General features: G+C 59.9%; 21 protein-coding genes. 10 read left to right on the plus strand and 11 right to left on the minus strand.

Annotation, left to right across the window (positions count from 1 at the left end; genetic code table 11):
- Window positions 1-230: 230 nt before the first annotated feature.
- Entirely contained in the window at window positions 231-3,002 is a 2,772-nt protein-coding gene (polA, locus tag ACA048_RS00360; RefSeq protein WP_497627481.1) for a DNA polymerase I, read from the minus strand.
- Window positions 3,003-3,076: 74 nt separating this feature from the next.
- Between polA and ACA048_RS00365 the strand changes: the two genes are divergently transcribed.
- Both ACA048_RS00365 and ACA048_RS00370 read left to right on the plus strand, forming a co-directional pair.
- Complete coding sequence (locus ACA048_RS00365; protein ID WP_497627482.1) at window positions 3,077-3,367, plus strand: DUF2782 domain-containing protein; 291 nt, start codon at window positions 3,077-3,079, stop codon at window positions 3,365-3,367.
- Between the two features lie 57 nt (window positions 3,368-3,424).
- Entirely contained in the window at window positions 3,425-4,375 is a 951-nt protein-coding gene (locus ACA048_RS00370; RefSeq protein ID WP_497627483.1) for a homoserine kinase, read from the plus strand.
- A gap of 121 nt (window positions 4,376-4,496) precedes the next feature.
- On the opposite strand, the gene ACA048_RS00375 is transcribed toward ACA048_RS00370, so the two are convergent.
- Window positions 4,497-5,417 carry a zinc ABC transporter substrate-binding protein gene (locus ACA048_RS00375; RefSeq protein ID WP_497627484.1) on the minus strand — a complete coding sequence of 307 codons (921 nt, stop codon included), beginning with the start codon at window positions 5,415-5,417 and terminating at the stop codon, window positions 4,497-4,499.
- A 66-nt stretch (window positions 5,418-5,483) separates the two neighbouring features.
- Between ACA048_RS00375 and zur the strand changes: the two genes are divergently transcribed.
- From zur to ACA048_RS00395, 4 genes are read left to right on the plus strand one after another with little or no spacing between them, the layout of a single operon-like run.
- Window positions 5,484-5,966 (plus strand): zinc uptake transcriptional repressor Zur, encoded by a 483-nt coding sequence (gene zur / locus ACA048_RS00380; RefSeq protein ID WP_497627485.1) that lies wholly within the window; start codon window positions 5,484-5,486, stop codon window positions 5,964-5,966.
- Complete coding sequence (gene znuC / locus ACA048_RS00385) at window positions 5,966-6,751, plus strand: zinc ABC transporter ATP-binding protein ZnuC (RefSeq protein ID WP_497627486.1); 786 nt, start codon at window positions 5,966-5,968, stop codon at window positions 6,749-6,751. The genes zur and znuC overlap by 1 nt, the downstream gene beginning before the upstream one ends.
- Window positions 6,744-7,532, plus strand: coding sequence for a zinc ABC transporter permease subunit ZnuB (znuB, locus tag ACA048_RS00390; protein WP_223518914.1), 789 nt, complete (start codon window positions 6,744-6,746; stop codon window positions 7,530-7,532). Before znuC ends, znuB begins: the two co-directional genes overlap by 8 nt.
- A 37-nt stretch (window positions 7,533-7,569) precedes the next feature.
- Window positions 7,570-8,286: a PA5502 family lipoprotein gene (locus ACA048_RS00395; protein WP_497627487.1), complete on the plus strand. Its 717-nt coding sequence runs from the start codon at window positions 7,570-7,572 to the stop codon at window positions 8,284-8,286.
- A 103-nt stretch (window positions 8,287-8,389) separates the two neighbouring features.
- On the opposite strand, the gene katE is transcribed toward ACA048_RS00395, so the two are convergent.
- Window positions 8,390-10,579 (minus strand): catalase HPII, encoded by a 2,190-nt coding sequence (katE, locus tag ACA048_RS00400; RefSeq protein ID WP_497627488.1) that lies wholly within the window; start codon window positions 10,577-10,579, stop codon window positions 8,390-8,392.
- A gap of 212 nt (window positions 10,580-10,791) precedes the next feature.
- On the opposite strand from katE, the gene ACA048_RS00405 reads away from it, so the two are divergent.
- The 3 genes from ACA048_RS00405 (at window position 10,792) to ACA048_RS00415 (ending at window position 13,316) form a co-directional block, all read left to right on the plus strand.
- On the plus strand, window positions 10,792-11,799 hold the full coding sequence (locus ACA048_RS00405; RefSeq protein WP_452628831.1) for a methionine ABC transporter ATP-binding protein: 1,008 nt from the start codon (window positions 10,792-10,794) through the stop codon (window positions 11,797-11,799).
- Complete coding sequence (locus ACA048_RS00410; RefSeq protein ID WP_497627489.1) at window positions 11,799-12,473, plus strand: methionine ABC transporter permease; 675 nt, start codon at window positions 11,799-11,801, stop codon at window positions 12,471-12,473. The genes ACA048_RS00405 and ACA048_RS00410 overlap by 1 nt, the downstream gene beginning before the upstream one ends.
- Before the next feature lie 72 nt (window positions 12,474-12,545).
- Entirely contained in the window at window positions 12,546-13,316 is a 771-nt protein-coding gene (locus tag ACA048_RS00415; RefSeq protein WP_497627490.1) for a MetQ/NlpA family ABC transporter substrate-binding protein, read from the plus strand.
- A gap of 189 nt (window positions 13,317-13,505) precedes the next feature.
- Here ACA048_RS00415 and ACA048_RS00420 read toward each other — a convergent pair whose 3' ends face one another.
- Genes ACA048_RS00420 through ACA048_RS00440 form a run of 5 tightly spaced genes read right to left on the minus strand, consistent with a single transcriptional unit; the run spans window position 13,506 to window position 17,414 of the window.
- Window positions 13,506-14,141, minus strand: coding sequence for an SCO family protein (locus ACA048_RS00420; RefSeq protein ID WP_497627491.1), 636 nt, complete (start codon window positions 14,139-14,141; stop codon window positions 13,506-13,508).
- Window positions 14,138-15,037, minus strand: a complete 900-nt coding sequence (gene cyoE / locus ACA048_RS00425) for a heme o synthase (RefSeq protein ID WP_497627492.1) — start codon at window positions 15,035-15,037, stop codon at window positions 14,138-14,140. Before cyoE ends, ACA048_RS00420 begins: the two co-directional genes overlap by 4 nt.
- The gene (locus ACA048_RS00430) at window positions 15,025-16,104 is read right to left on the minus strand and encodes a COX15/CtaA family protein (protein ID WP_497627493.1); all 1,080 of its coding nucleotides are present in this window, start codon (window positions 16,102-16,104) and stop codon (window positions 15,025-15,027) included. The genes cyoE and ACA048_RS00430 overlap by 13 nt, the downstream gene beginning before the upstream one ends.
- Before the next feature lie 10 nt (window positions 16,105-16,114).
- The gene (locus ACA048_RS00435; RefSeq protein ID WP_497627494.1) at window positions 16,115-16,708 is read right to left on the minus strand and encodes a PA_0111/PP_0108 family redox-active disulfide protein; all 594 of its coding nucleotides are present in this window, start codon (window positions 16,706-16,708) and stop codon (window positions 16,115-16,117) included.
- A complete protein-coding gene (locus ACA048_RS00440) occupies window positions 16,674-17,414 on the minus strand; it encodes an SURF1 family protein (RefSeq protein ID WP_497627495.1) in 741 nt (246 codons plus the stop codon). Before ACA048_RS00440 ends, ACA048_RS00435 begins: the two co-directional genes overlap by 35 nt.
- A 70-nt stretch (window positions 17,415-17,484) precedes the next feature.
- On the opposite strand from ACA048_RS00440, the gene ACA048_RS00445 reads away from it, so the two are divergent.
- Complete coding sequence (locus ACA048_RS00445) at window positions 17,485-17,688, plus strand: twin transmembrane helix small protein (RefSeq protein ID WP_223520559.1); 204 nt, start codon at window positions 17,485-17,487, stop codon at window positions 17,686-17,688.
- A 5-nt stretch (window positions 17,689-17,693) separates the two neighbouring features.
- On the opposite strand, the gene ACA048_RS00450 is transcribed toward ACA048_RS00445, so the two are convergent.
- The 3 genes from ACA048_RS00450 to ctaD form a co-directional block, all read right to left on the minus strand.
- A complete protein-coding gene (locus tag ACA048_RS00450; protein ID WP_497627496.1) occupies window positions 17,694-18,581 on the minus strand; it encodes a cytochrome c oxidase subunit 3 in 888 nt (295 codons plus the stop codon).
- Between the two features lie 25 nt (window positions 18,582-18,606).
- The gene (locus ACA048_RS00455; protein WP_497627497.1) at window positions 18,607-19,158 is read right to left on the minus strand and encodes a cytochrome c oxidase assembly protein; all 552 of its coding nucleotides are present in this window, start codon (window positions 19,156-19,158) and stop codon (window positions 18,607-18,609) included.
- A 117-nt stretch (window positions 19,159-19,275) separates the two neighbouring features.
- Window positions 19,276-20,868: a cytochrome c oxidase subunit I gene (gene ctaD, locus ACA048_RS00460; protein WP_497627498.1), complete on the minus strand. Its 1,593-nt coding sequence runs from the start codon at window positions 20,866-20,868 to the stop codon at window positions 19,276-19,278.
- Between the last annotated feature and the right edge of the window lie 56 nt (window positions 20,869-20,924).

Genomic DNA, 20,924 nt, shown 5'->3' on the forward strand with positions numbered 1-20,924 from the left:
AGTTCCGGACCGCTAGGGCGGGGTCCGGATTATCTGCCAACACTTAACACAACATAGGAGCATCGAAGGGCTTCACCAGCCATTCAGTAACTCTGAGTGGCGGTTGACGGGTTTAGTTCCGAAGAAGTTCCAAATCCATTAGAAATAAGCCAAAACTTTTTTCGATATAAAGCTCTCCGCGCTTTCTGCTGCGGCGCTATGCCACAGCAGAAAACGCCTGTTCAGACGGCTCAGTGAGCCTCATCCCAGTTATTTCCGACCCCAACCTCTACCAAAAGCGGCACATCCAGCTTCGCCGCATCGCTCATGTGGAAGCGAATCTCCTCGCGAACCTGATCGACCAAATCCTCACGGACCTCAAGCACCAATTCATCGTGCACCTGCAAGATGACTTTGGCGTCGAGGCCTGACGAAGTCAGCCAGTTATCCACAGCCACCATCGCTTTCTTGATGATGTCCGCCGCCGTGCCTTGCATCGGGGCGTTGATCGCCGTGCGCTCGGCACCTTTGCGCAGGGCCGGGTTTTTCGCGTTGATTTCCGGCAGGTACAGACGGCGACCGAAGATCGTCTCAACAAAACCTTGCTCGGCAGCCTGGGCGCGAGTGCGCTCCATGTATTGCAGCACGCCTGGGTAACGGGCGAAATATCGGTCGATGTACGCTTGAGACTGCTTGCGATCAACACCGATCTGCTTGGCCAGGCCGAACGCGCTCATGCCGTAGATCAAGCCGAAGTTGATCGCTTTGGCGCTACGACGCTGATCGGTGGTCACATCCGCCAGTTCAACGCCGAAGACTTCGGCCGCCGTGGCTTTGTGCACATCCAGATCATTGCGGAACGCATGCAGCAAACCTTCGTCCTTGGCCAGGTGGGCCATGATCCGCAGTTCAATCTGCGAGTAGTCCGCCGCCAGCAATTTGTAACCTGTGGGTGCAACAAACGCCTGACGAATGCGACGGCCTTCGGCGGTGCGGATCGGAATGTTTTGCAGGTTCGGATCGCTGGACGACAAACGCCCTGTCGCTGCGACGGCTTGATGATAGGAAGTGTGAATCCGTCCGGTGCGCGGGTTGATCTGTTCCGGCAGGCGATCGGTGTAGGTGCTTTTCAGCTTGCTCATCGAGCGGTACTGCATCAGCACCTTGGGCAGCGGGAAATCCTGCTCGGCCAGTTCCGCCAGTACGGCTTCGGCGGTGGAGGCCTGGCCCTTGGCCGTTTTGCTGAGGACCGGCAGACCGAGTTTTTCGTACAGGATCACGCCCAGTTGCTTGGGCGAGCCGAGGTTGAATTCTTCGCCGGCGATGGCGAAGGCCTCACGCTCGAGAGCGACCATCTTTTCGCCCAGTTCCACGCTCTGAATGCCCAGCAGATTGGCGTCGACTAGCGCACCCTGGCGTTCAATCCGCGCCAGCACCGGCACCAGCGGCATTTCGATTTCGCTGAGGACTTTGCTCAGGCTCGGGATGGCATTGAGTTTTTCCTGCAACGTTTGATGCAGGCGCAGCGTCACGTCGGCGTCTTCGGCGGCGTAAGGCCCGGCCAGTTCCAGCGAAATCTGGTCGAACGTCAACTGTTTGGCGCCTTTGCCGGCGATGTCCTGGAAGCTGGTAGTGGTGTGATTCAGGTACTTGAGCGCCAGGCTGTCCATGTCGTGGCGGGTCGCCGTGGAGTCCAGCACGTAGGATTCGAGCATCGTGTCGAAAGCGATGCCCCGTACGGTGATGCCGCAACTCTGATCACCGCCGATGGCGCAGTTCGCCAAAATGTTCATGTCGAACTTGGCGTGCTGGCCAACCTTGAGCTTGTTCGGGTCTTCCAGAATCGGTTTCAGTGCGCGAAGCACGGTGTCGCGGTCCAACTGATCCGGCACGCCCATGTAGGAATGGGTCAGCGGGATGTAGGCAGCTTCGTTGGCTTGTACAGCGAACGACAGGCCGACCAGTTGCGCCTGCTGCGCATCAATGCCGGTGGTTTCGGTATCGAAGGCGATCAGCTTGGCGTCGTTGAGCTTCTTCAGCCACAGGTCGAAATCAGCCTGGGTGAGGATTGTTGTGTATTTGAGCTCGGTCTCGACGGCGGCTTCTTCAACCACTGGCGCGGTCACTTCTTGCCCGGAGCGTTTGGCGTCGCGCTGGTTCTCTTCGAACCAGCTCTTGAACTCCAGCAAGGTGTACAGCTCGGCGAGCGTGTCGTGATCCGGTTTACCCATTTGCAAGTCATCGAGGCCGATGTCCAGCGGCACGTCGATCTTGATGGTTGCCAGCTGGTAGGAGAGGAACGCCATCTCCTTGTGCTCTTCGAGCTTGGCCGGCAGGGTTTTCGCGCCGCGAATCGGCAGGGTCGGGACGATGTCGAGCTGTGCATACAGTTCGGTCAAGCCGCCGTTCACACCCACCAACAGGCCGGAAGCGGTCTTCGGGCCAATACCCGGAACGCCCGGGATGTTGTCGGAAGAGTCGCCCATGAGTGCCAGATAATCGATGATCTGCTCGGGAGCGACGCCGAATTTCTCCTTCACGCCCTCCACGTCCATGCTGCTACCGGTCATTGTGTTGACCAAGGTAATGTGGCCGTCGACCAGTTGCGCCATGTCTTTGTCGCCGGTGGAGATGATCACCGGGCGATCCGCCGCCGCACTGCTGCGGGCCAGGGTGCCGATCACGTCATCGGCCTCGACGCCTTCGACGCACAGCAGCGGGAAGCCCAGGGCGATCACGCTCTGGTGCAGCGGCTCGATTTGCACGCGCATGTCGTCGGGCATGCTCGGACGGTTGGCCTTGTATTCGGCGTACATGTCATCGCGAAATGTCCCACCCTTGGCGTCGAACACCACGGCGAACGGACTGTCCGGGTACTGCTTGCGCAGACTCTTGAGCATGTTCAATACACCCTTGACCGCACCGGTCGGCAGGCCTTTGGACGTGGTCAGCGGTGGCAGCGCGTGAAAGGCGCGGTACAGGTAAGAAGAACCGTCCACCAGGACGAGGGGGGCTTGGCTCATGAGCAGGATCAACCTTTTCGGCGGGTCCGGCGCTAGAATAGCGGGACCGTTGACGACAAAGGGACAAGGTTATCATGCGCACACTAAATCGCCTGTTGCTGGCTGGCTTGTTTGCAACTGTTCCATTAGCCGTCATGGCGGCGGACGATGCGCCGACACCGGAACCGGAAGTTACGATCCGCACGGAAGGGGACAAGGTCATTCAGGAGTACCGTCAAAATGGTTTCCTGTATGCGATCAAGGTTACGCCGAAGGGCGCACCGCCGTACTTTCTGGTGCGTGCGGACGGGTCCGATGCAAACTACATCCGCTCGGATCAGCCGGATATGCTGATTCCGGCGTGGAAAATCTTTGAGTGGAAGTAGTTTCTTAATTTCAATTGGCGCTGGCTCACGAGCGGCGCCCGTACTGGCAGTTTAAACATGTCTGTGTTCACCCCCCTGGCTCGGCCCGAGCTGGAAACCTTTCTCGCCCCTTATGGCCTCGGCCGCCTGCTTGATTTCCAGGGGATTGCTGCCGGTAGCGAAAACACCAATTTCTTTATCAGCCTGGAGCAGGGCGAGTTCGTCCTGACCCTGATTGAGCGCGGTCCGGTCGATGAAATGCCGTTCTTCATTGAACTGCTGGATGTCCTGCATGAGGCCGATTTGCCAGTGCCTTACGCCCTGCGCACCACCGATGGCGTCGCCCTGCGCGAACTGGCCGGAAAACCTGCGCTGCTGCAACCGCGACTGGCCGGCAAGCACATCAAGCAAGCCAACGCGCAGCACTGCACGCAGGTGGGTGAGTTGCTTGCACATCTGCACCTGGCGACCCAGGCCAACATGATCAAGCGTAAAACCGATCGTGGTCTGGACTGGATGCTGGAGGAAGGCACGCAGTTTCTTTCTCATCTGAATGCCGATCAAAGCGATTTGCTGAAACGGGCACTGGATGAAATCACCGAACAGAAGGTAAAAATTCTGGCGTTGCCGCGCGCCAATATCCACGCCGACCTGTTCCGCGACAACGCGATGTTCGAAGGTACGCACCTGACCGGGTTGATCGACTTCTACAACGCCTGCTCCGGGCCAATGCTCTACGACGTGGCGATTGCCTTGAACGACTGGTGTTCGGACGAAGACGGGTTGATCGATGGGCCGCGGGCGCGAGCATTGCTGGGGGCTTATGCGGCGTTGCGTCCGTTCACGGCGGCTGAGGCCGAATTGTGGCCGACGATGCTGCGCGTGGCGTGCGTGCGGTTCTGGTTGTCACGATTGATCGCGGCAGAGTCTTTTGCTGGGCAGGACGTGCTGATTCACGACCCGATGGAGTTCCAGTTGCGGTTGGCGCAGCGGCAGAAGGTCAGCACACCGTTGCCTTTCGCCCTTTAAAAGCATCGCGGGCAAGTCGGATCGCCGCACCGCACGCTCCCACAGTGATCGCGTACTCCTGTGGGAGCGTGCGGTGCGGCGATCCGACTTGCCCGCGATTGGGGCCGAACAATTTTCTGGATTACAACGACTCCAGACACCCCGCCAAATCATTCCCCAACTTCTCCAGCACCTGCTCATACCCCTGCGCGGTCGCCGGCGTGTATCCGCCCAGCGCATCCAGTTCCGCCAGTTTCACCGGCAGACCCGTAACCAACGTTTCCGCCAGACGCGGACGTAACGGCGGCTCACTGAACACGCACGTCTTGCCGACTTCCTGCAACCGCGCGCGCATCGCCGCGACGTGCTGGGCACCGGGCTGGACTTCGGCGGCGACGCTGAATACGCCGGTGTGTTTCAGGCCATAGGCGTCTTCAAAATAGTCGAACGCTTCGTGGAACACGAAGTACGGCTTGCCCGCGATCCCGGCCAGCCGCGTTTTTAAACGCAGGTCCAACGCATCCAGACGTTCATCGAACGCCTTGAGATTGCTCTGATAACGCGCTGCATTGGCGGGATCGGCCGCACTCAGGTCAGCGGCCATTTTTGCGGCAATCACTCGAGCGTTGACCGGTGACAACCACAAATGCGCGTCCAGGCTGCCAGGGCGGTGATCGTGGTCATGCTCTTCGGCTTCTTCTGTGTGGGAGTGGCTGTCTTCGGCGAAGCGGCGCAATTTCAGTCCCGGCAAATCCTGCACGGCGACGCTCGGCAGCGTACGACCATTCAGCACGCGCGGCAGGAAACCTTCCATGCCAGGTCCGATCCAGTAAACCAGATCGACCGACTGCACCTTCCGTACGTCGGAAGGGCGCAAGGCATAGTTATGCGGCGAAGCCCCGGGCGGCAGCAACACTTCCGGAATCGCCACGCCGTCCTGCACTGCAGCGGCAATCAACTGCAGAGGCTTAATGCTGGTGAGGACTTTGACCTCGGCGTGGGTCGAACCGATCAGCAGAAAACTGGCGACAAATGCGACAAAGATAGAAAAAAGTCGGGACACGATGACCACTCGAAGAGGCGAGAACGGGTAACATAATAACGTCTCTCACAAAACTCGTCGCCGCTCATGCCTAAAACACCGATTGCCAGCCGTCCCCACGACCACTCTCATTGCGTGCATAGCGCTTTGTCTGAGGCCGATGTCTTGTGCGCGCGTCAGGGGCTGCGTCTGACCGCGTTGCGCCGGCGAGTGCTGGAGCTGGTATGGCAAAGCCACAAACCGTTGGGTGCCTACGACATTCTCGCGGTGCTCAGTGAGCAGGATGGCCGTCGTGCCGCGCCGCCAACCGTATATCGCGCGCTGGATTTCCTCCTGGAAAACGGCCTCGTGCACCGCATCTCCTCGCTGAACGCCTTTGTCGGCTGCAATCATCCAGGCCATGCCCATCAGGGGCAGTTCCTGATTTGCCGCGAATGCCACGCCGCCATTGAGCTTGAACAGAAGTCCATCAGTGACGCGATTGTGATGAGTGCCAAGGATGTCGGTTTTGTAGTCGAAGGCCAGACCGTTGAAGTGGTCGGTCTCTGTTCGGGCTGCCAGGGGGCTTGATGAGCAACGCGCTGATCCGTCTCGAGCAGGTTGCTGTCACGTTTGCCGGGCAAAGTGTGCTGGATAACATCGAGCTGAGCGTCGAACCGGGGCAGATCGTCACCCTGATCGGCCCTAACGGTGCCGGCAAGACTACGTTGGTGCGCGCGGTGCTCGGTCTGTTGAAGCCGACCAGCGGCAGTGTCTGGCGCAAGCCGAAACTGCGCGTGGGTTACATGCCGCAAAAACTTCACGTCGATCCGACGCTGCCGCTCTCGGTGTTGCGCTTCTTGCGGCTGGTGCCGGGCGTGGACCGCGCGATGGCGTTGGCGGCACTCAAGGAGGTTGGTGCCGAACAGGTGATCGACCGCCCGGTGCAAAGTGTTTCCGGCGGTGAAATGCAGCGCGTGCTGCTGGCCCGGGCGCTGCTGCGCGAACCGGAATTGCTGGTGCTCGACGAGCCGGTGCAAGGCGTCGACGTGGCGGGCCAGGCTGAACTTTACAACCTGATTACGCGACTGCGCGACCGTCACGGTTGCGGCGTGCTGATGGTTTCCCACGATCTGCACTTGGTCATGAGCACCACCGACCAGGTGGTTTGCCTCAACCGCCACGTCTGCTGCTCCGGGCATCCTGAGCAAGTCAGCGGCGATCCGGCATTCGTCGAGCTGTTCGGCAAGAACGCCCAAAGCCTGGCGATTTATCACCACCATCACGACCACGCCCATGATCTGCATGGCTCGGTGGTCACAGCGGCCTCGGCGGCCAAACCCCACGTTCACGGAGATAGCTGCAAGCATGGCTGATTTTCTGCTCTACGCCCTGCTTGCAGGTTTGGCCTTGGCGCTGGTGGCGGGCCCGTTAGGCTCGTTTGTGGTCTGGCGGCGCATGGCCTATTTCGGCGACACCTTGTCCCACGCGGCCTTGCTTGGCGTTGCGCTGGGATTCTTGCTGGATGTCAGCCCGACCGTTGCGGTGACCGTGGGCTGCTTGCTGTTGGCGGTGTTGCTGGTGACGTTGCAACAACGCCAACCGCTGGCGTCTGACACGCTTTTGGGAATTCTCGCACCGAGCACGCTCTCCCTGGGCCTGGTGGTACTAAGCTTCATGCACGAAGTGCGGATCGACCTGATGGCGTATCTGTTCGGCGACTTGCTGGCGATCAGCCCAACCGATCTGGCCTGGATCCTGGGTGGCAGCGCGGCCGTATTGGCGTTGCTGGTGACGTTGTGGCGGCCAATGCTGGCCATCACGGTGCATGAAGAGTTGGCCAGGGTCGAAGGATTGCCGGTGGCCTCGTTGCGTCTGACCCTGATGCTCTTGATCGCCGTGGTGATTGCTGTCGCGATGAAAATCGTCGGCGTATTGCTGATTACGTCGCTGTTGATCATCCCGGCGGCTGCGGCACAACGTCACGCCCGGTCACCGGAGCAGATGGCACTGGGCGCGAGCCTGCTGGGCATGCTTGCCGTCTGTGGCGGGTTGGCATTGTCGTGGTTCAAGGACACACCGGCGGGCCCGTCAATTGTTGTGACGGCTGCCGCACTGTTTCTGCTGAGTTTTGTCCTGCCCCGTCGAGGGGTGTAGACTTGCTCGTTTTTTGCGCAAATAGAGAGTCGCAGGTATGAAGCCGTTCGCCTCCCGTTATCTGCTCCTTGTCGCATTTTCTGTGCTGCTGGGCGCCTGCCAAAGTACGCCACCGGCGGCCCCCGAGGCCAATGATGCGCGGGTTACGGCCATCGCACAGCTGGAACAAAGCCTCGCCAGCAGCGAGTTAGCCACCGCCGAAGATCAACTGGCCGCCTTGCAGGCCCAGTCACCTAACGATCCAACCCTTGAGCAATACCAACGGCAACTGGCCGAGGCGTATCTGCGCCGTAGCCAAATTGTGCTGCAAAAAGGCGATGTGAATGCCGCCGCCACCGCGTTGAGTCGCGCCCGGGCACTGATGCCGAAAGCCCCGGCGCTGACGGGCGGGGTGAACAACGCCATTGTTACTGCCCGCAAAGCCGAACTGGATAAAGCGGAAGCCGATCTTCAAGCCGCTGAAGCCCAACCCCACGCGAAGGTGATTGATCCAACGGCCGAAAGCACCACCGTTTCGTTGAATCTCACCGATATGGCGAAACTTCGTCGCCAACTCGATGCCATCGCCGCCGATGTGGTGAATTTTAACTGCGACGTGAGCATTCAGGTCCCGCGCACCGATGATTATCCCTGGCTGGCGACGTTGCTGACCAAACGGGTGACGAAGCTGGATGCGGATTTTGATCTGAAGCTGGAGAGACAGATTCTGCGCAACATTCCGGCGCAGATGGTTCTGAGTCCCCGTAAATCCTGAAAGCATCGCGAGCAGGCTCACCCCTCAGTGGATTTGTGTCGAACACATAACCCTGTAGGAGTGAGCCTGCTCGCGATAGCGTCCTAACTACCGATACAAAACGTCAAGCCGGAATCGCCTTGGCCTTAGGCTCCCGATCCCAAACCCGATGCTGCCCGATCGCCGCAAAAAACGGCTTGATCAACTTTGCATCCGTCCCCACGATCAACCCCGCATCAGCCTCCAGCTTCAACACATCCAGCAACTGCTTCGCCTCGCCATGCAGCGCAATCGCCTTCAAGTGCTTATAGGCCTCCAGCAGGTAATGCAACGCCACGCCATCGCCGCTCAACGCCTTGATAGACGCCGCGCCACCCGGCACGAACACCGCGTCGAACGCCACTGAAGGCAAACCTTCCATCGAAGCATCCACCGGCAACGTTTTGCCATCGGCGGTTTTCACCGGTGCTGATGTCGGCCCCAGCAATTTGGCGTGCGCGCCTTCTGCCTCCAGTGCCTTCTTCATTGCATCAATCGCCGCACCATCGACGCCATTGGCCGCAAGAATTGCCACCTTGCGGGTTTTGATGTTGCCCGGCAGCAAGTTGGCCTGGCTCAGGGCCGGCGAGCGGTCCAGAGATGTTTTTGGCACCTCGACGGTCCCGGCTTTCGGCGCTGGCAACCCAAGGTTGGCGGCCACACGCGTGGCCAGTTCCAGATCGATATTGGCCAGGATCTCGTTCACCTCCCGCGCGCGGATGGCCTCACGCTCCACCTTGCCAAGCTCAAAGCTATAAGCCGAGATGATGTGTTCCTGCTCGTGCTTGCTCATGCTGTGAAAAAACAGCCGCGCCTGGGAGAAATGGTCACTGAACGATTCGCTGCGCTGACGGATCTTGTTGGCGTCGATGCGTTCCGGATAGGTCTCGAAGCCGCCATCCTGTGCGGCCGGCGGCGTTTCTTTCGGCCAGCCACCGTCGATGGAGTTGGGTTCGTAAGCTGCGCGCCCCTTGTCGATGGTGGTGCGGTGCAGTGCATCCCGCTGGCCGTTGTGGAACGGCGCCACTGGCCGGTTGATCGGAATCTCATGAAAGTTCGGGCCGCCGAGTCGGCTGATCTGCGTATCGGTGTAGGAAAACAGCCGACCTTGCAGCAACGGATCATTGGAGAAATCGATCCCCGGCACGATATGGCCTGGGCAGAACGCGACTTGCTCGGTTTCGGCGAAGAAGTTGTCCGGGTTACGGTTGAGCACCATTTTGCCCAGGGGCGTGATGGGTACGATTTCTTCAGGAATCAGCTTGGTGGGGTCGAGGATATCGAAGTCGAAGCTGTGCTCGTTTTCCTCTTCGATGATCTGCACGCCCAGTTCCCATTCCGGGTAGTCGCCCACCTCGATGGCTTCCCAGAGGTCGCGACGGTGGAAGTCGGTGTCTTTACCGGCAAGCTTCTGCGCCTCATCCCACACCAGCGAGCAAGTGCCGGCGGTGGGGCGCCAGTGGAATTTGACGAAGCGCGATTTGCCTTCGGCGTTGATCAGACGAAACGTATGCACACCAAAGCCTTGCATGCTGCGCAGGCTCTTCGGGATTGCCCGGTCGGACATGGTCCAGATCACCATGTGCGCCGATTCCGGCACCAGCGAGACAAAGTCCCAGAACGTGTCGTGAGCCGAGCCGCCCGTAGGGATCTCGTTATGCGGCTCCGGTTTCACCGCGTGTACGAAGTCCGGAAACTTGATCGCGTCCTGAATGAAAAACACCGGCATGTTGTTGCCCACCAGATCGAAGTTGCCTTCGTCGGTGAAGAATTTCACGGCGAAACCTCGCACGTCCCGAACGGTATCGCCTGACCCGCGTGGGCCTTGTACTGTGGAAAAACGCGTAAATACTGGCGTCTTCTTGCCCGGATCCTGCAGGAAACCGGCCTTGGTCAGCACGGAATGGTTTTCGTACGTCTGGAAGTAACCATGCGCCCCGGTCCCGCGAGCATGGACGATGCGCTCCGGGATGCGCTCATGGTCAAAGTGCGTGATTTTCTCACGCATGATGAAGTCTTCCAGCAACGAAGGCCCGCGAGCGCCGACCTTCAAGGTGTTCTGATTGTCCGAAACCTTCACGCCCTGATTGGTGCGCAGGGCCTGTTCGGTAGCGTCGGAGCGAAATTTTTCCAGGCTGTCGAGCTTGGTATTGGTGTTACTGCGGTCCAGGGTGTCGGTACCGGCCAGTGCGCTTTTGGTGGGGGCAGGCTTCTTGATACTCATCAGTCTAAACTCCTCGTTGCGATTCCTGCCGTAGCCAGGATTCTTGTGCATTCCCCAGGCACGGCACCGGGGGCGTCTTCGAGTTGCCTTATTAGTGACTGATGGGGTTTTTAGCCGTTCCTTTTTTATGACCTTTGATCGCGTTATTGCCAAATCGAAGGATGAATGCGGAATAAATGCTAATAACCTCTATACGGACAGGCTAAAATGCGCGCCCGGCTAACCGCTGATCCTTTTCTAACGCGCCCCACAAGGTTCGCTACGTGATCGAGTTTCAAAACGTCCACAAAACCTACCGCGTCGCCGGTAAGGATATTCCCGCCCTGCATCCGACCAGTCTGACGATTGAGAACGGCCAGGTCTTCGGCCTGATCGGTCATTCCGGTGCGGGAAAAAGTACCCTGCTGCGTCTGATCAATCGCCTGGAGAACTCCAGCGGCGGCAAGATCATCGTCGACGGCGAAGAAGTCACTGCGCTGGATGCCAACAGCCTGCGACGCTTCCGTCAGCAAGTCGGGATGATTTTCCAGCACTTCAACTTGCTGGCGTCGAAGACGGTTGCGGACAACGTCGCGCTGCCGCTGACCCTCGCCGGCGAATTGTCGCGCAGCGAGATCGACCTGCGCGTGGCCGAATTGCTGGCGCGGGTGGGTTTGTCCGACCACGCCAAGAAGTACCCGGCGCAGTTGTCCGGTGGCCAGAAGCAGCGCGTCGGCATTGCCCGCGCTCTGGCGACCAAGCCGAAAATTCTACTGTGCGACGAAGCCACCAGCGCCCTGGACCCGCAGACCACTGCGTCGGTTCTGCAATTGCTGGCCGAGATCAACCGCGAGCTGAAGCTGACCATTGTCCTGATCACCCACGAGATGGACGTGATCCGCCGCGTTTGCGACCAGGTGGCGGTGATGGATGCCGGTGTGATCGTCGAGCAAGGTTCGGTAGCCCAGGTGTTCCTGCATCCGAAACACCCGACCACCAAGCGCTTTGTGCAAGAAGACGAGCAGATCGACGAAAGCGAGCAGCGCGATGACTTCGCTCACGTACCGGGCCGCATTGTACGTCTGACCTTCCAGGGCGACGCGACCTACGCGCCATTACTGGGCACCGTCGCCCGGGAAACCGGTGTGGACTACAGCATCCTGGCCGGTCGTATCGACCGCATCAAAGACATCCCCTACGGGCAATTGACCCTGGCTGTCACCGGTGGCGACATGGAGGCGGCGTTTGCCCGCTTCACCGCGGCTGACGTCCACATGGAGGTGCTGCGCTGATGGAAGCCCTGACCACGTTCTTCGCCAATATCGACTGGTTCGAAATCTGGCTGGCCACCGGCGACACGCTGCTGATGCTCGGCGGTTCGTTGTTGTTCACCGTGTTGCTCGGCTTGCCGCTGGGTGTGCTGCTGTTCCTGTGCAGCCCGCGCCAGTTGCTGGAAGCCAAAGGCGTCTACGCGATGTTGTCGCTGGTGGTGAACATCCTGCGTTCGCTGCCCTTCATCATCCTGCTGATCGTGATGATTCCGTTCACGGTGCTGATCACTGGTACGTCGCTGGGTGTCGCCGGTGCGATCCCGCCGCTGGTGGTGGGTGCCACGCCGTTCTTCGCCCGATTGGTGGAAACCGCGTTGCGTGAAGTGGAACGCGGCATCATTGAGGCGACCCAGGCCATGGGCGCGACGACGCGTCAGATCATCACCAATGCCTTGCTGCCAGAAGCGCGTCCGGGCATCTTCGCGGCGATTACGGTGACGGCGATTACACTGGTGTCCTACACGGCAATGGCCGGTGTGGTCGGCGCTGGCGGTCTGGGCGACCTGGCGATCCGGTTCGGATACCAGCGTTTCCAGACGGATGTGATGGTCGTTACGGTGGTGTTGCTGCTGGTGCTGGTTCAAGTGCTGCAAACCGTTGGCGACAAATTGGTTGTCCATTTTTCCCGTAAGTAAGACATGAGCCGGCCATTCGCTGGCAGGCGCCAAACGGGCGCCTCAAGCGGGTGCCCATATGGAGTTAGCCGAATGAAAAAACTACTCGTCGCGTTTGCTGCTGTCGCAGCCTTTTCCGCCCACGCCGAGACCCTGACTGTCGCGGCCACCCCGGTCCCGCACGCAGAAATCCTCGAATTCGTGAAACCGGCCCTGGCCAAAGAAGGCGTGGACCTCAAGGTCAAAGTCTTCACCGACTACATTCAGCCGAACGTGCAGGTGGCGGAAAAACGTCTGGACGCCAACTTCTTCCAGCACCAGCCGTACCTTGATGAGTTCAACAAGGCCAAGGGCACCAACCTGGTCGCTGTTGCCGGTGTTCACATTGAGCCGTTGGGCGCTTACTCCAGCAAGTACAAGGCGCTGACCGAGTTGCCGGGCGGCGCCAATGTGGTGATCCCGAACGACGCCACCAACGGCGGCCGTGCGCTGTTGCTGCTGGCGAAGGCTGGCCTGATCAAGTTGAAGGATTCGAACAACATCCTGTCGACCGTCAAGGACATCACCGAAAACTCCAAGGACCTGAAATTCCGTGAACTGGAAGCCGCGACCATCCCGCGTGTGCTGACCCAGGTCGACCTGGCGCTGATCAACACCAACTACGCGCTGGAAGCCAAGCTGGATCCGTCCAAGGACGCCCTGGTCATCGAAGGCAGCGACTCGCCTTACGTGAACATCCTCGTGGCCCGCCCGGATGACAAGGACAGCGAAGCGATGAAGAAACTGGTTGCTGCGCTGCACAGCCCGGAAGTCAAAGCCTTCATCCTCGAGAAGTACAAAGGCGCGGTATTGCCGGCGTTCTGAAATTGAGGGGGACGCAGAGCGTCCCTGGCTGCATTACCACGCAGAGCGTGGGAACGATTGGGGCGCATCGAATGCGCCCCATTTTTTATGCCTGAAACACCGCCCCCTGTAGGAGCCCGGCTTGCCGGCGATGGCGTCCGTGAGATCGCCATCGCCGGCAAGCCGGGCTCCTGCAGGGGGTTATGTCGCTTATTTGCGGTTAAGCATCACCGGCAACTGCGCCACCAATTTAGCGTTGTTCAGCGGCGCCCGAATAAACCCGCGCTGCGTCCCGTCCGGCCCGATCACCGCCAGGTTGCCGCTGTGATCCACCGTGTAATTGGCTTTGCTGGTGTCCGCCGGAATAAACGGAATGCTCACCGCGTTGGCCAGCGTCTGGATGTCTTCAACCGAGGAAGCGGTCAGGCCTTTGAACTGCGGATCGAAGTAGCCCAGGTACTGCTTGAGTTGCTTCGGCGTATCGCGGTTCGGGTCGATGCTGACCAGGATGATCTGCAACTTGGCCGCCGCCTCCGGTGGCAGTTCGCTCTTGATCTGACGCAACTGGGCGAGGGTAGTCGGGCAGATGTCCGGGCAGAAGGTGTAGCCGAAGAACAGCAAGCTCCACTTGTCCTTCAGCTGATTGACCGTTACCGGATTACCGTCCTGATCGGTCATCTTCACGTCTGGCAGGTTGCGGCTTTGCGGTAGCAAGATAATGCCCGCGTCGATCAGTGCCGTCGGGTCGCCCTGGCCTTTACCGGACAGCACTTTGTTGATGGTCAGGCCCAGGACCAGTGCGATCAGGGCGACGAGAATGAAGACAGTTTTCTGGGTTCGAGTCATAGGTTCAACAGTAAGTAGTGGTCTACGAGCAGCGCGATAAACAGCAGGAACAAGTAGTAAATAGAGTACTTGAACGTGTTGATCGCCGCGTGCGGCCGAGTGCCACGGTACAGCACCACGGCCCATTGCAGAAACCTTGCGCCCAGCCCCAGCGCGCAAATCAGGTAGAGCATGCCGCTCATGTGGATCACGTAGGGCATCAGGCTGACGGCCAGCAACGCGAAGGTATAAAGCAGGATGTGAACCTTGGTGTAGTGCTCGCCATGGGTCACCGGCAGCATCGGGATGTCAGCCTTGGCGTATTCCTCTTTGCGGTGAATCGCCAAGGCCCAGAAGTGTGGCGGGGTCCAGGCGAAGATGATCAGCACCAGCAGCAGTGGTTCGGCGCTGACGTGGCCGGTGGCGGCGGTCCAGCCGAGCAGCGGTGGTGCCGCCCCGGCCAGGCCGCCGATGACGATGTTCTGCGGGGTCGCACGTTTCAGGAAACCGGTGTAGACCACCGCATAGCCGAGCAGCGAGGCCAGGGTCAGCCAGGCGGTCAGCGGATTGGTGAAAGCGAGCAATACGGCTTGCCCAAGCACCGCCAATACCAAGGCAAAAGTCAGCGCCGCCGCCGGTGACACTCGGCCTTCGACCAAGGGCCGTTTGTGCGTGCGAGCCATCACCGCATCGATGCGCCGGTCCACCACATGGTTGACGGCTGCTGCACCGCCAGCACACAGGGCGATCCCCAGATTGCCGAACACAAGCACCGTCCACGGTACCCCGGCGCGGGTCGCGAGGAACATGCCGACCAGCGAGGTGATGAGCATCAGCACCACCACTTTCGGCTTGGTCAGCTCCAGATAGTCACGCCAGATTGCCTGACTGTGACGTTCGCCGATCAGCGTCGCCATGGCATTTCTCCTTTTATTGTTATGGGCCCGGCCGAGTGTTTACGCGGGCTGAAGCGCCAGCGCGCAGGGGATTGTTGCTTGACCCGAACCAGACTGGTTCGCGCGTGATAATTGACCAGCACCATCGTCAGCAACAGTGCCGCGCCGCCCGCGTTGTGGGCGACGGCCACCGGCAGCGGCAGGTGGAGCAGCACGTTGCTGATACCGAGGGTGATTTGTGCGGCGAGGGCGATCAGCACCAGCCCCGCCAAGCGCGTCATGCCGACCACCTTCAGTTGCCAGGCTAGCCCCAGCAAAACCAGGGTCACCAGCAAAGCGCCGATGCGGTGAGTCAGATGAATCGCGGTGCGGGCATCGCTGTCCAGTTGCCCGCCGAGGTAATTGGGGCCGATGTGTTGGGTCAGGTGAAAGCCGTTGGCGAAATCAGCCGGTGGCAGCCATTGCCCGTGGCAGGTGGGGAAGTCGATACAGGCCACCGCCGCGTAGTTGGAACTGACCCAGCCACCCAAGGCAATTTGCAGGATCACCAGCAGCAACCCGGCGGTCGCCCAGTACTGCAAACGCCGTGGTACGGTCAGCGCCGGCAACACGCCGGACAATCGTAGCGTCAGCAAAAACAGCAGGCTCAACGTCGCAAAACCACCGAGTAAATGCCCGGTGACCACTTGCGGCCAGAGCTTGAGCGTCACCGTCCACATGCCGAACGCGGCTTGGGCGAATACCACCGCCAGCAGAAACAGCGGTAACTTCACCGGCTGGCCTGGATGACGACGATGAACCCAGGCGCGACCCGCCAGCACCGAGATCAGCAGCCCCAACGTGCCGGCGAAGTAGCGGTGAACCATCTCGTTCCAGCCCTTGTGGGCTTCGACGGGAGCGTCGGGAAAATGCAGTTCGGCATGGGCCAATTGAACGTCGCTTTTCGGCACGCTGATAAAACCATAGCAACCCGGCCAGTCCGGGCAGCCGAGGCCGGCGTGGGTCAGTCGGGTGTAAGCGCCGAGCAACACCACAATCAGTGCCAGCAAGGTGGCAAACAGCGCGAGGCGAAATCCAGGTTTGGCCATGACGATGCCCTTATCCGATGTTCGACAGTTTCAGCAGATGACGCAGGTCGTTGAGCAGATCCTTGCCCTTCACCGTCGGGTCGTAGCGCAGCACCAGATTGCCGTGAGGGTCGATGATCCACAGTTGCGGCACAGTTTTGTCGCCAGTCGTCTTGCTGAAGGTGGTCAGGTCCATTGGGTAGCGTTGCAGTTGAGGATACTCGCGAGCCAGCTTGGCGTCGTATTCACCGCTCAGCGGTTGTGCCGCGGCCAAGGCATGACTGGCGCGCCCGGCATCACGGCCAAGGCCGATCTGGATCTGCCGCGCCAGGTACACCAGTTGCTGGCAATCCACCGAGCAATCTTTCGGTGCGGTCACCAGCAGCTGCCAGCGATCCTCTTGTGCCTGCACACCGAGGTCGGCGCGGGTCTGGCCGTTGCCGATCAGTTCACCGTGATAGCTGCGACCCTCCGGCACCCAGAACTGCAATTTGTACATGCCGGTGGCGAGGATCATCGGACCGATCACCCCGAGCAAAATCAGCAGTAACTGCAAGCGACCCTTGCGTCGACTCGCCGGCGTTTTCGCTTCAGACATGCTGGGTGGATTCATGGCCGCTCCCATGGTGTTTCTCCTTTGCGTTGTGCCAGCCGAGATAGAGATAGAGGCCGAACAGGGCAATCGACATGGCGAACCACTGCACGGCATAAGCGATGTGTTTTTCCGGCCCCATGGCCACCACCGGCCAATCGGCCTGGTAAGTCGCCGGACCATTTTCTGCGCGTAATTCGTAGGCAAACCCTTCACGATCCAGCGCGGTCCAGAGCTTCGAAGGCTCGACGGCGGTAACCAACTCAGGCCAGGTGGTGGTGCTCGGATCGGCGTGTAATTGGAAGGTCGCGCCGGGGGATACGTAGACCCAGGCGTCCAGGCTCAACGCCTGAGTCGGGGTGGTGAACTGCGGCGGTGTGCGCCGGTCCGGCCATGGCAGCCAACCGCGATTGACCAGCAACCAGAGCCCGGTCGCCTGGTCCTGAAACGGTTGCAGCAGCTCAACGCCGACCTTGCCGTCGCGCTGGCGGTTGTCCAGCAATACGCTGTGCGCGGCATCGAACTGGCCGTGCAGACGAACGCGGCGGAAGGCCGGATCCTCGGTGTGTGGCAGCTCGGTACTGGCCATCGGTGTGGCGGCACGGCGCTCGGCGTAGCTTTGCAGAAGTGCGCTTTTTTCCGCGCCCCGGTTCAGTTGCCAGAACCCGAGCGACACCAGCAGCGGCAGCAATAGGGCGACCACCAGTGTCGGCACGATACCTGGCCGAAAGCGCTTCATGGCGTGGCCAAAAAGTCGGTATTCGCGATAGCTATACTCAAGTGCATCGCCTTTCCCCCGGAGTCTCACCATGCTCAAAGCAGCCATCGTCCTGATGCTGATTGCCACGGTTGTCAGCCTGTTCAGCGGCCTGTTTTTTCTGGTCAAGGACGACAGCAGCTCTAACCGCCTCGTCATTGCCTTGAGTGTTCGTGTTGCGCTGGCCGCCGCCACTGTCGGCTTGATCGCCTGGGGTTTTTTCAGCGGCCAGTTGGTCTCTTCTGCACCTTGGTGATGCCGTTAAAGCACATAGACGAAAACGAACAAGCCGATCCACACCACGTCCACGAAGTGCCAGTACCAGCTCGCTGCCTCGAAGCCGAACTGGTGATCGGCATCGAAGTGCCCGCGCATGATCCGCATCAACATCACAAACAGGATGATCGTGCCCATGGTCACGTGGGCGCCGTGGAAGCCGGTGAGCATGAAGAACGTCGCGCCATAGATGCCGGAACCGAGGGTCAGGCCCAGTTCACGGTAGGCGTGCATGTATTCTTCAGCCTGGAAGAAGAGGAATGCGCAGCCCAGCAATACGGTGATCGCCAGCCAGAATTTCAGTGCGCCGCGATGGCCTTTTTTCAGCGCGTGGTGGGCGATGGTCACAGTCACGCTGGAACTCACCAACAGCACGGTATTGAGCAGTGGCAAACCCCACGGGCTGATGACTTCCTTGGGCGGCGGAAAGAGTTTCGAGTCAGGGTTGTTCAGCAGCGGCCAGGTCCACTCGAAGGTCGGCCACAGCATGTGCGCGATGCCCTTGGCACCTTCGCCACCGAGGGCCGGGCCAGAGACATGGCGTACATAAAACAGCGCACCGAAGAAGGCGATGAAGAACATCACCTCGGAGAAGATGAACCAGCTCATGCCCCAGCGGAACGAGCGGTCCATCTGTGCGCTGTACAACCCGCTGCGACTTTCCTTGATCACCGTCCCGAACCAACCGAACAGCATGTAGGCCACCAACAGTCCGCCGACGAAAAAGATCAGCGGGCCGTGGGATTCTGGCCGCGCGGCTTTCAGATCGTTGAACCAGGTGGCCAGGCCGAATACGGTGGTGAGCATGCCGACCGTGGCGATGATCGGCCATTTGCTTTGGGCCGGTACGTAATAGTGTTCATGAGTTGCCATTTATTGTTCTCCTTATCGGGCACGCTCAGCCGCCAGTGTTTACAGCAACCGGTGGATGTCGGGCGGTGATATCGAACAGCGTGTAGGACAGCGTCAGGTGCTTCACATCCTTGGGCATGTCACGGTCAACGATGAAACGTACCGGCATCTCGATCCGTTGACCGGGCTGCAGCACTTGCTGGGTAAAACAAAAACATTCGGTCTTGTGGAAGTACGCCGCCGCTGTGCTGGGCGCGATGCTCGGCACGGCCTGAGCGCTCATCGGCCGATCGGTCGGGTTGTGCGCGATGAAAATCATCTCGTTCACGGCGCCCGGATTGGCGGTCAACTCGTCACTTTTAGGATAGAAATCCCAGGGCATATCGGCGGTGTTGGTCGACAGGAACTGCACGCGCACTTGCCGCGAAGTGTCGACCGTTTGTTCACCCTCGTACTGCCCGGCGGTTTTGCCATTAATGCCGAAGGCCTTGCACATCACGTCGTAGATCGGCACCAAGGCAAACCCGAAGACAAACATCGCCACCACCACCAGCAGCAGGCGGGTGACCAGTTTCTTCATCGAAATCGAGTCAGCCATGGTGTAAGCCCTCAACACCGAACCCTGTGGGAGCGAGCCTGCTCGCGATAGCGGTGTATCTAGCACACCGAGCCGCCTGAATCGCGAGCAGGCTCACTCCTGCAAAGGTCAGGGCGTTCATTTCACTTCCGGCGGCGTGGTGAAGGTGTGATACGGCGCCGGTGACGGAATGCTCCACTCCAGGCCTTCAGCCCCATCCCACGGTTTGGCCGGTGCTGGCGGGCCGCCGCGAATGGTCTTGATCACGATGAACAGGAAGAAGATCTGCGTGGCGCCGAACATGAACGCGCCAATCGACGAGACCATATTGAAGTCGGCGAATTGCAGGTTGTAGTCCGGAATCCGCCGTGGCATGCCCGCCAGACCCACGAAGTGCATCGGAAAGAACGCCATGTTCATGCCGATGAACGACAGCCAGAAGTGCAGCTTGCCGAGGGTTTCGTCGTACATGTGGCCGGTCCATTTCGGCATCCAGTAATAGGCTGAGGCGAAGATCCCGAAGATCGCCCCTGGTACCAGTACATAGTGGAAGTGCGCGACCACGAAGTAGGTGTCCTGGTACTGGAAGTCCGCCGGGGCGATGGCGAGCATCAACCCGGAGAAGCCGCCGATGGAGAACAGAATCACGAACGCCACCGCAAACAGCATTGGCGTCTCGAAGGTCAGCGAGCCTTGCCACATGGTGCTGGCCCAGTTGAACACCTTCACCCCGGTTGGCACCGCGATCAGCAGCGTCGCATACATGAAGAACAGCTCGCCCACCAGTGGAATGCCGACCACAAACATGTGGTGCGCCCAGACGATGAACGACAGGAACGCGATACTCGCCGTCGCATACACCATCGAGGTGTAGCCGAAGAGCGGTTTACGCGAAAAGGTCGGAATGATCGAGCTGACGGCACCGAAGGCCGGCAGGATCATGATGTACACCTCGGGGTGACCGAAGAACCAGAAAACGTGCTGGAACAGCACCGGGTCACCGCCACCGGCGGCGCTGAAGAAGCTGGTGCCGAAGTGGATGTCCATCAGCATCATCGTTACGCACCCGGCGAGTACCGGCATCACCGCGATCAGCAGGAATGCGGTGATCAGCCAGGTCCAGACGAACAGCGGCATTTTCATCAGCGTCATGCCGGGGGCGCGCAGGTTGAGGATGGTCGCGATCACGTTGATCGCGCCCATGATCGAACTGATCCCCATCAAGTGGATGGCGAAGATGAAGAACGTCACGCTTTCCGGTGCGTAGGTCGTCGACAACGGGGCGTAGAACGTCCAGCCGAAGTTCGGACCACCACCGGGGGTGAACAGGGTCGACACCAACAGGAGGAACGCCGCCGGCAGCAGCCAGAAGCTGAAGTTGTTCATCCGTGGCAACGCCATGTCCGGCGCACCGATCATCAACGGGATCATCCAGTTGGCGAGGCCGACGAAGGCCGGCATCACCGCACCGAACACCATCACCAGACCGTGCATGGTGGTCATCTGGTTGAAGAATTCCGGCTGGACGATTTGCAGCCCCGGCTGGAACAGCTCGGCACGAATTACCATCGCGAACGAGCCCCCCAGCAAGAACATGGAGAACGCAAACCACAGGTACAGCGTGCCGATGTCTTTATGGTTGGTGGTCAGCACCCAACGCATCAGGCCTTTGGCGGGGCCGTGGGCGTGGGCGGTGGCGGTATGAACATGTTCATCGATTACAGCAGTCATGTCCTGTCTCCTGCAAACAGATGGGCTGGGCAAGCCGGGGTGCGTAGCCCCGACCG

It is taken from the genome of Pseudomonas sp. LBUM1659 (assembly GCF_059716045.1).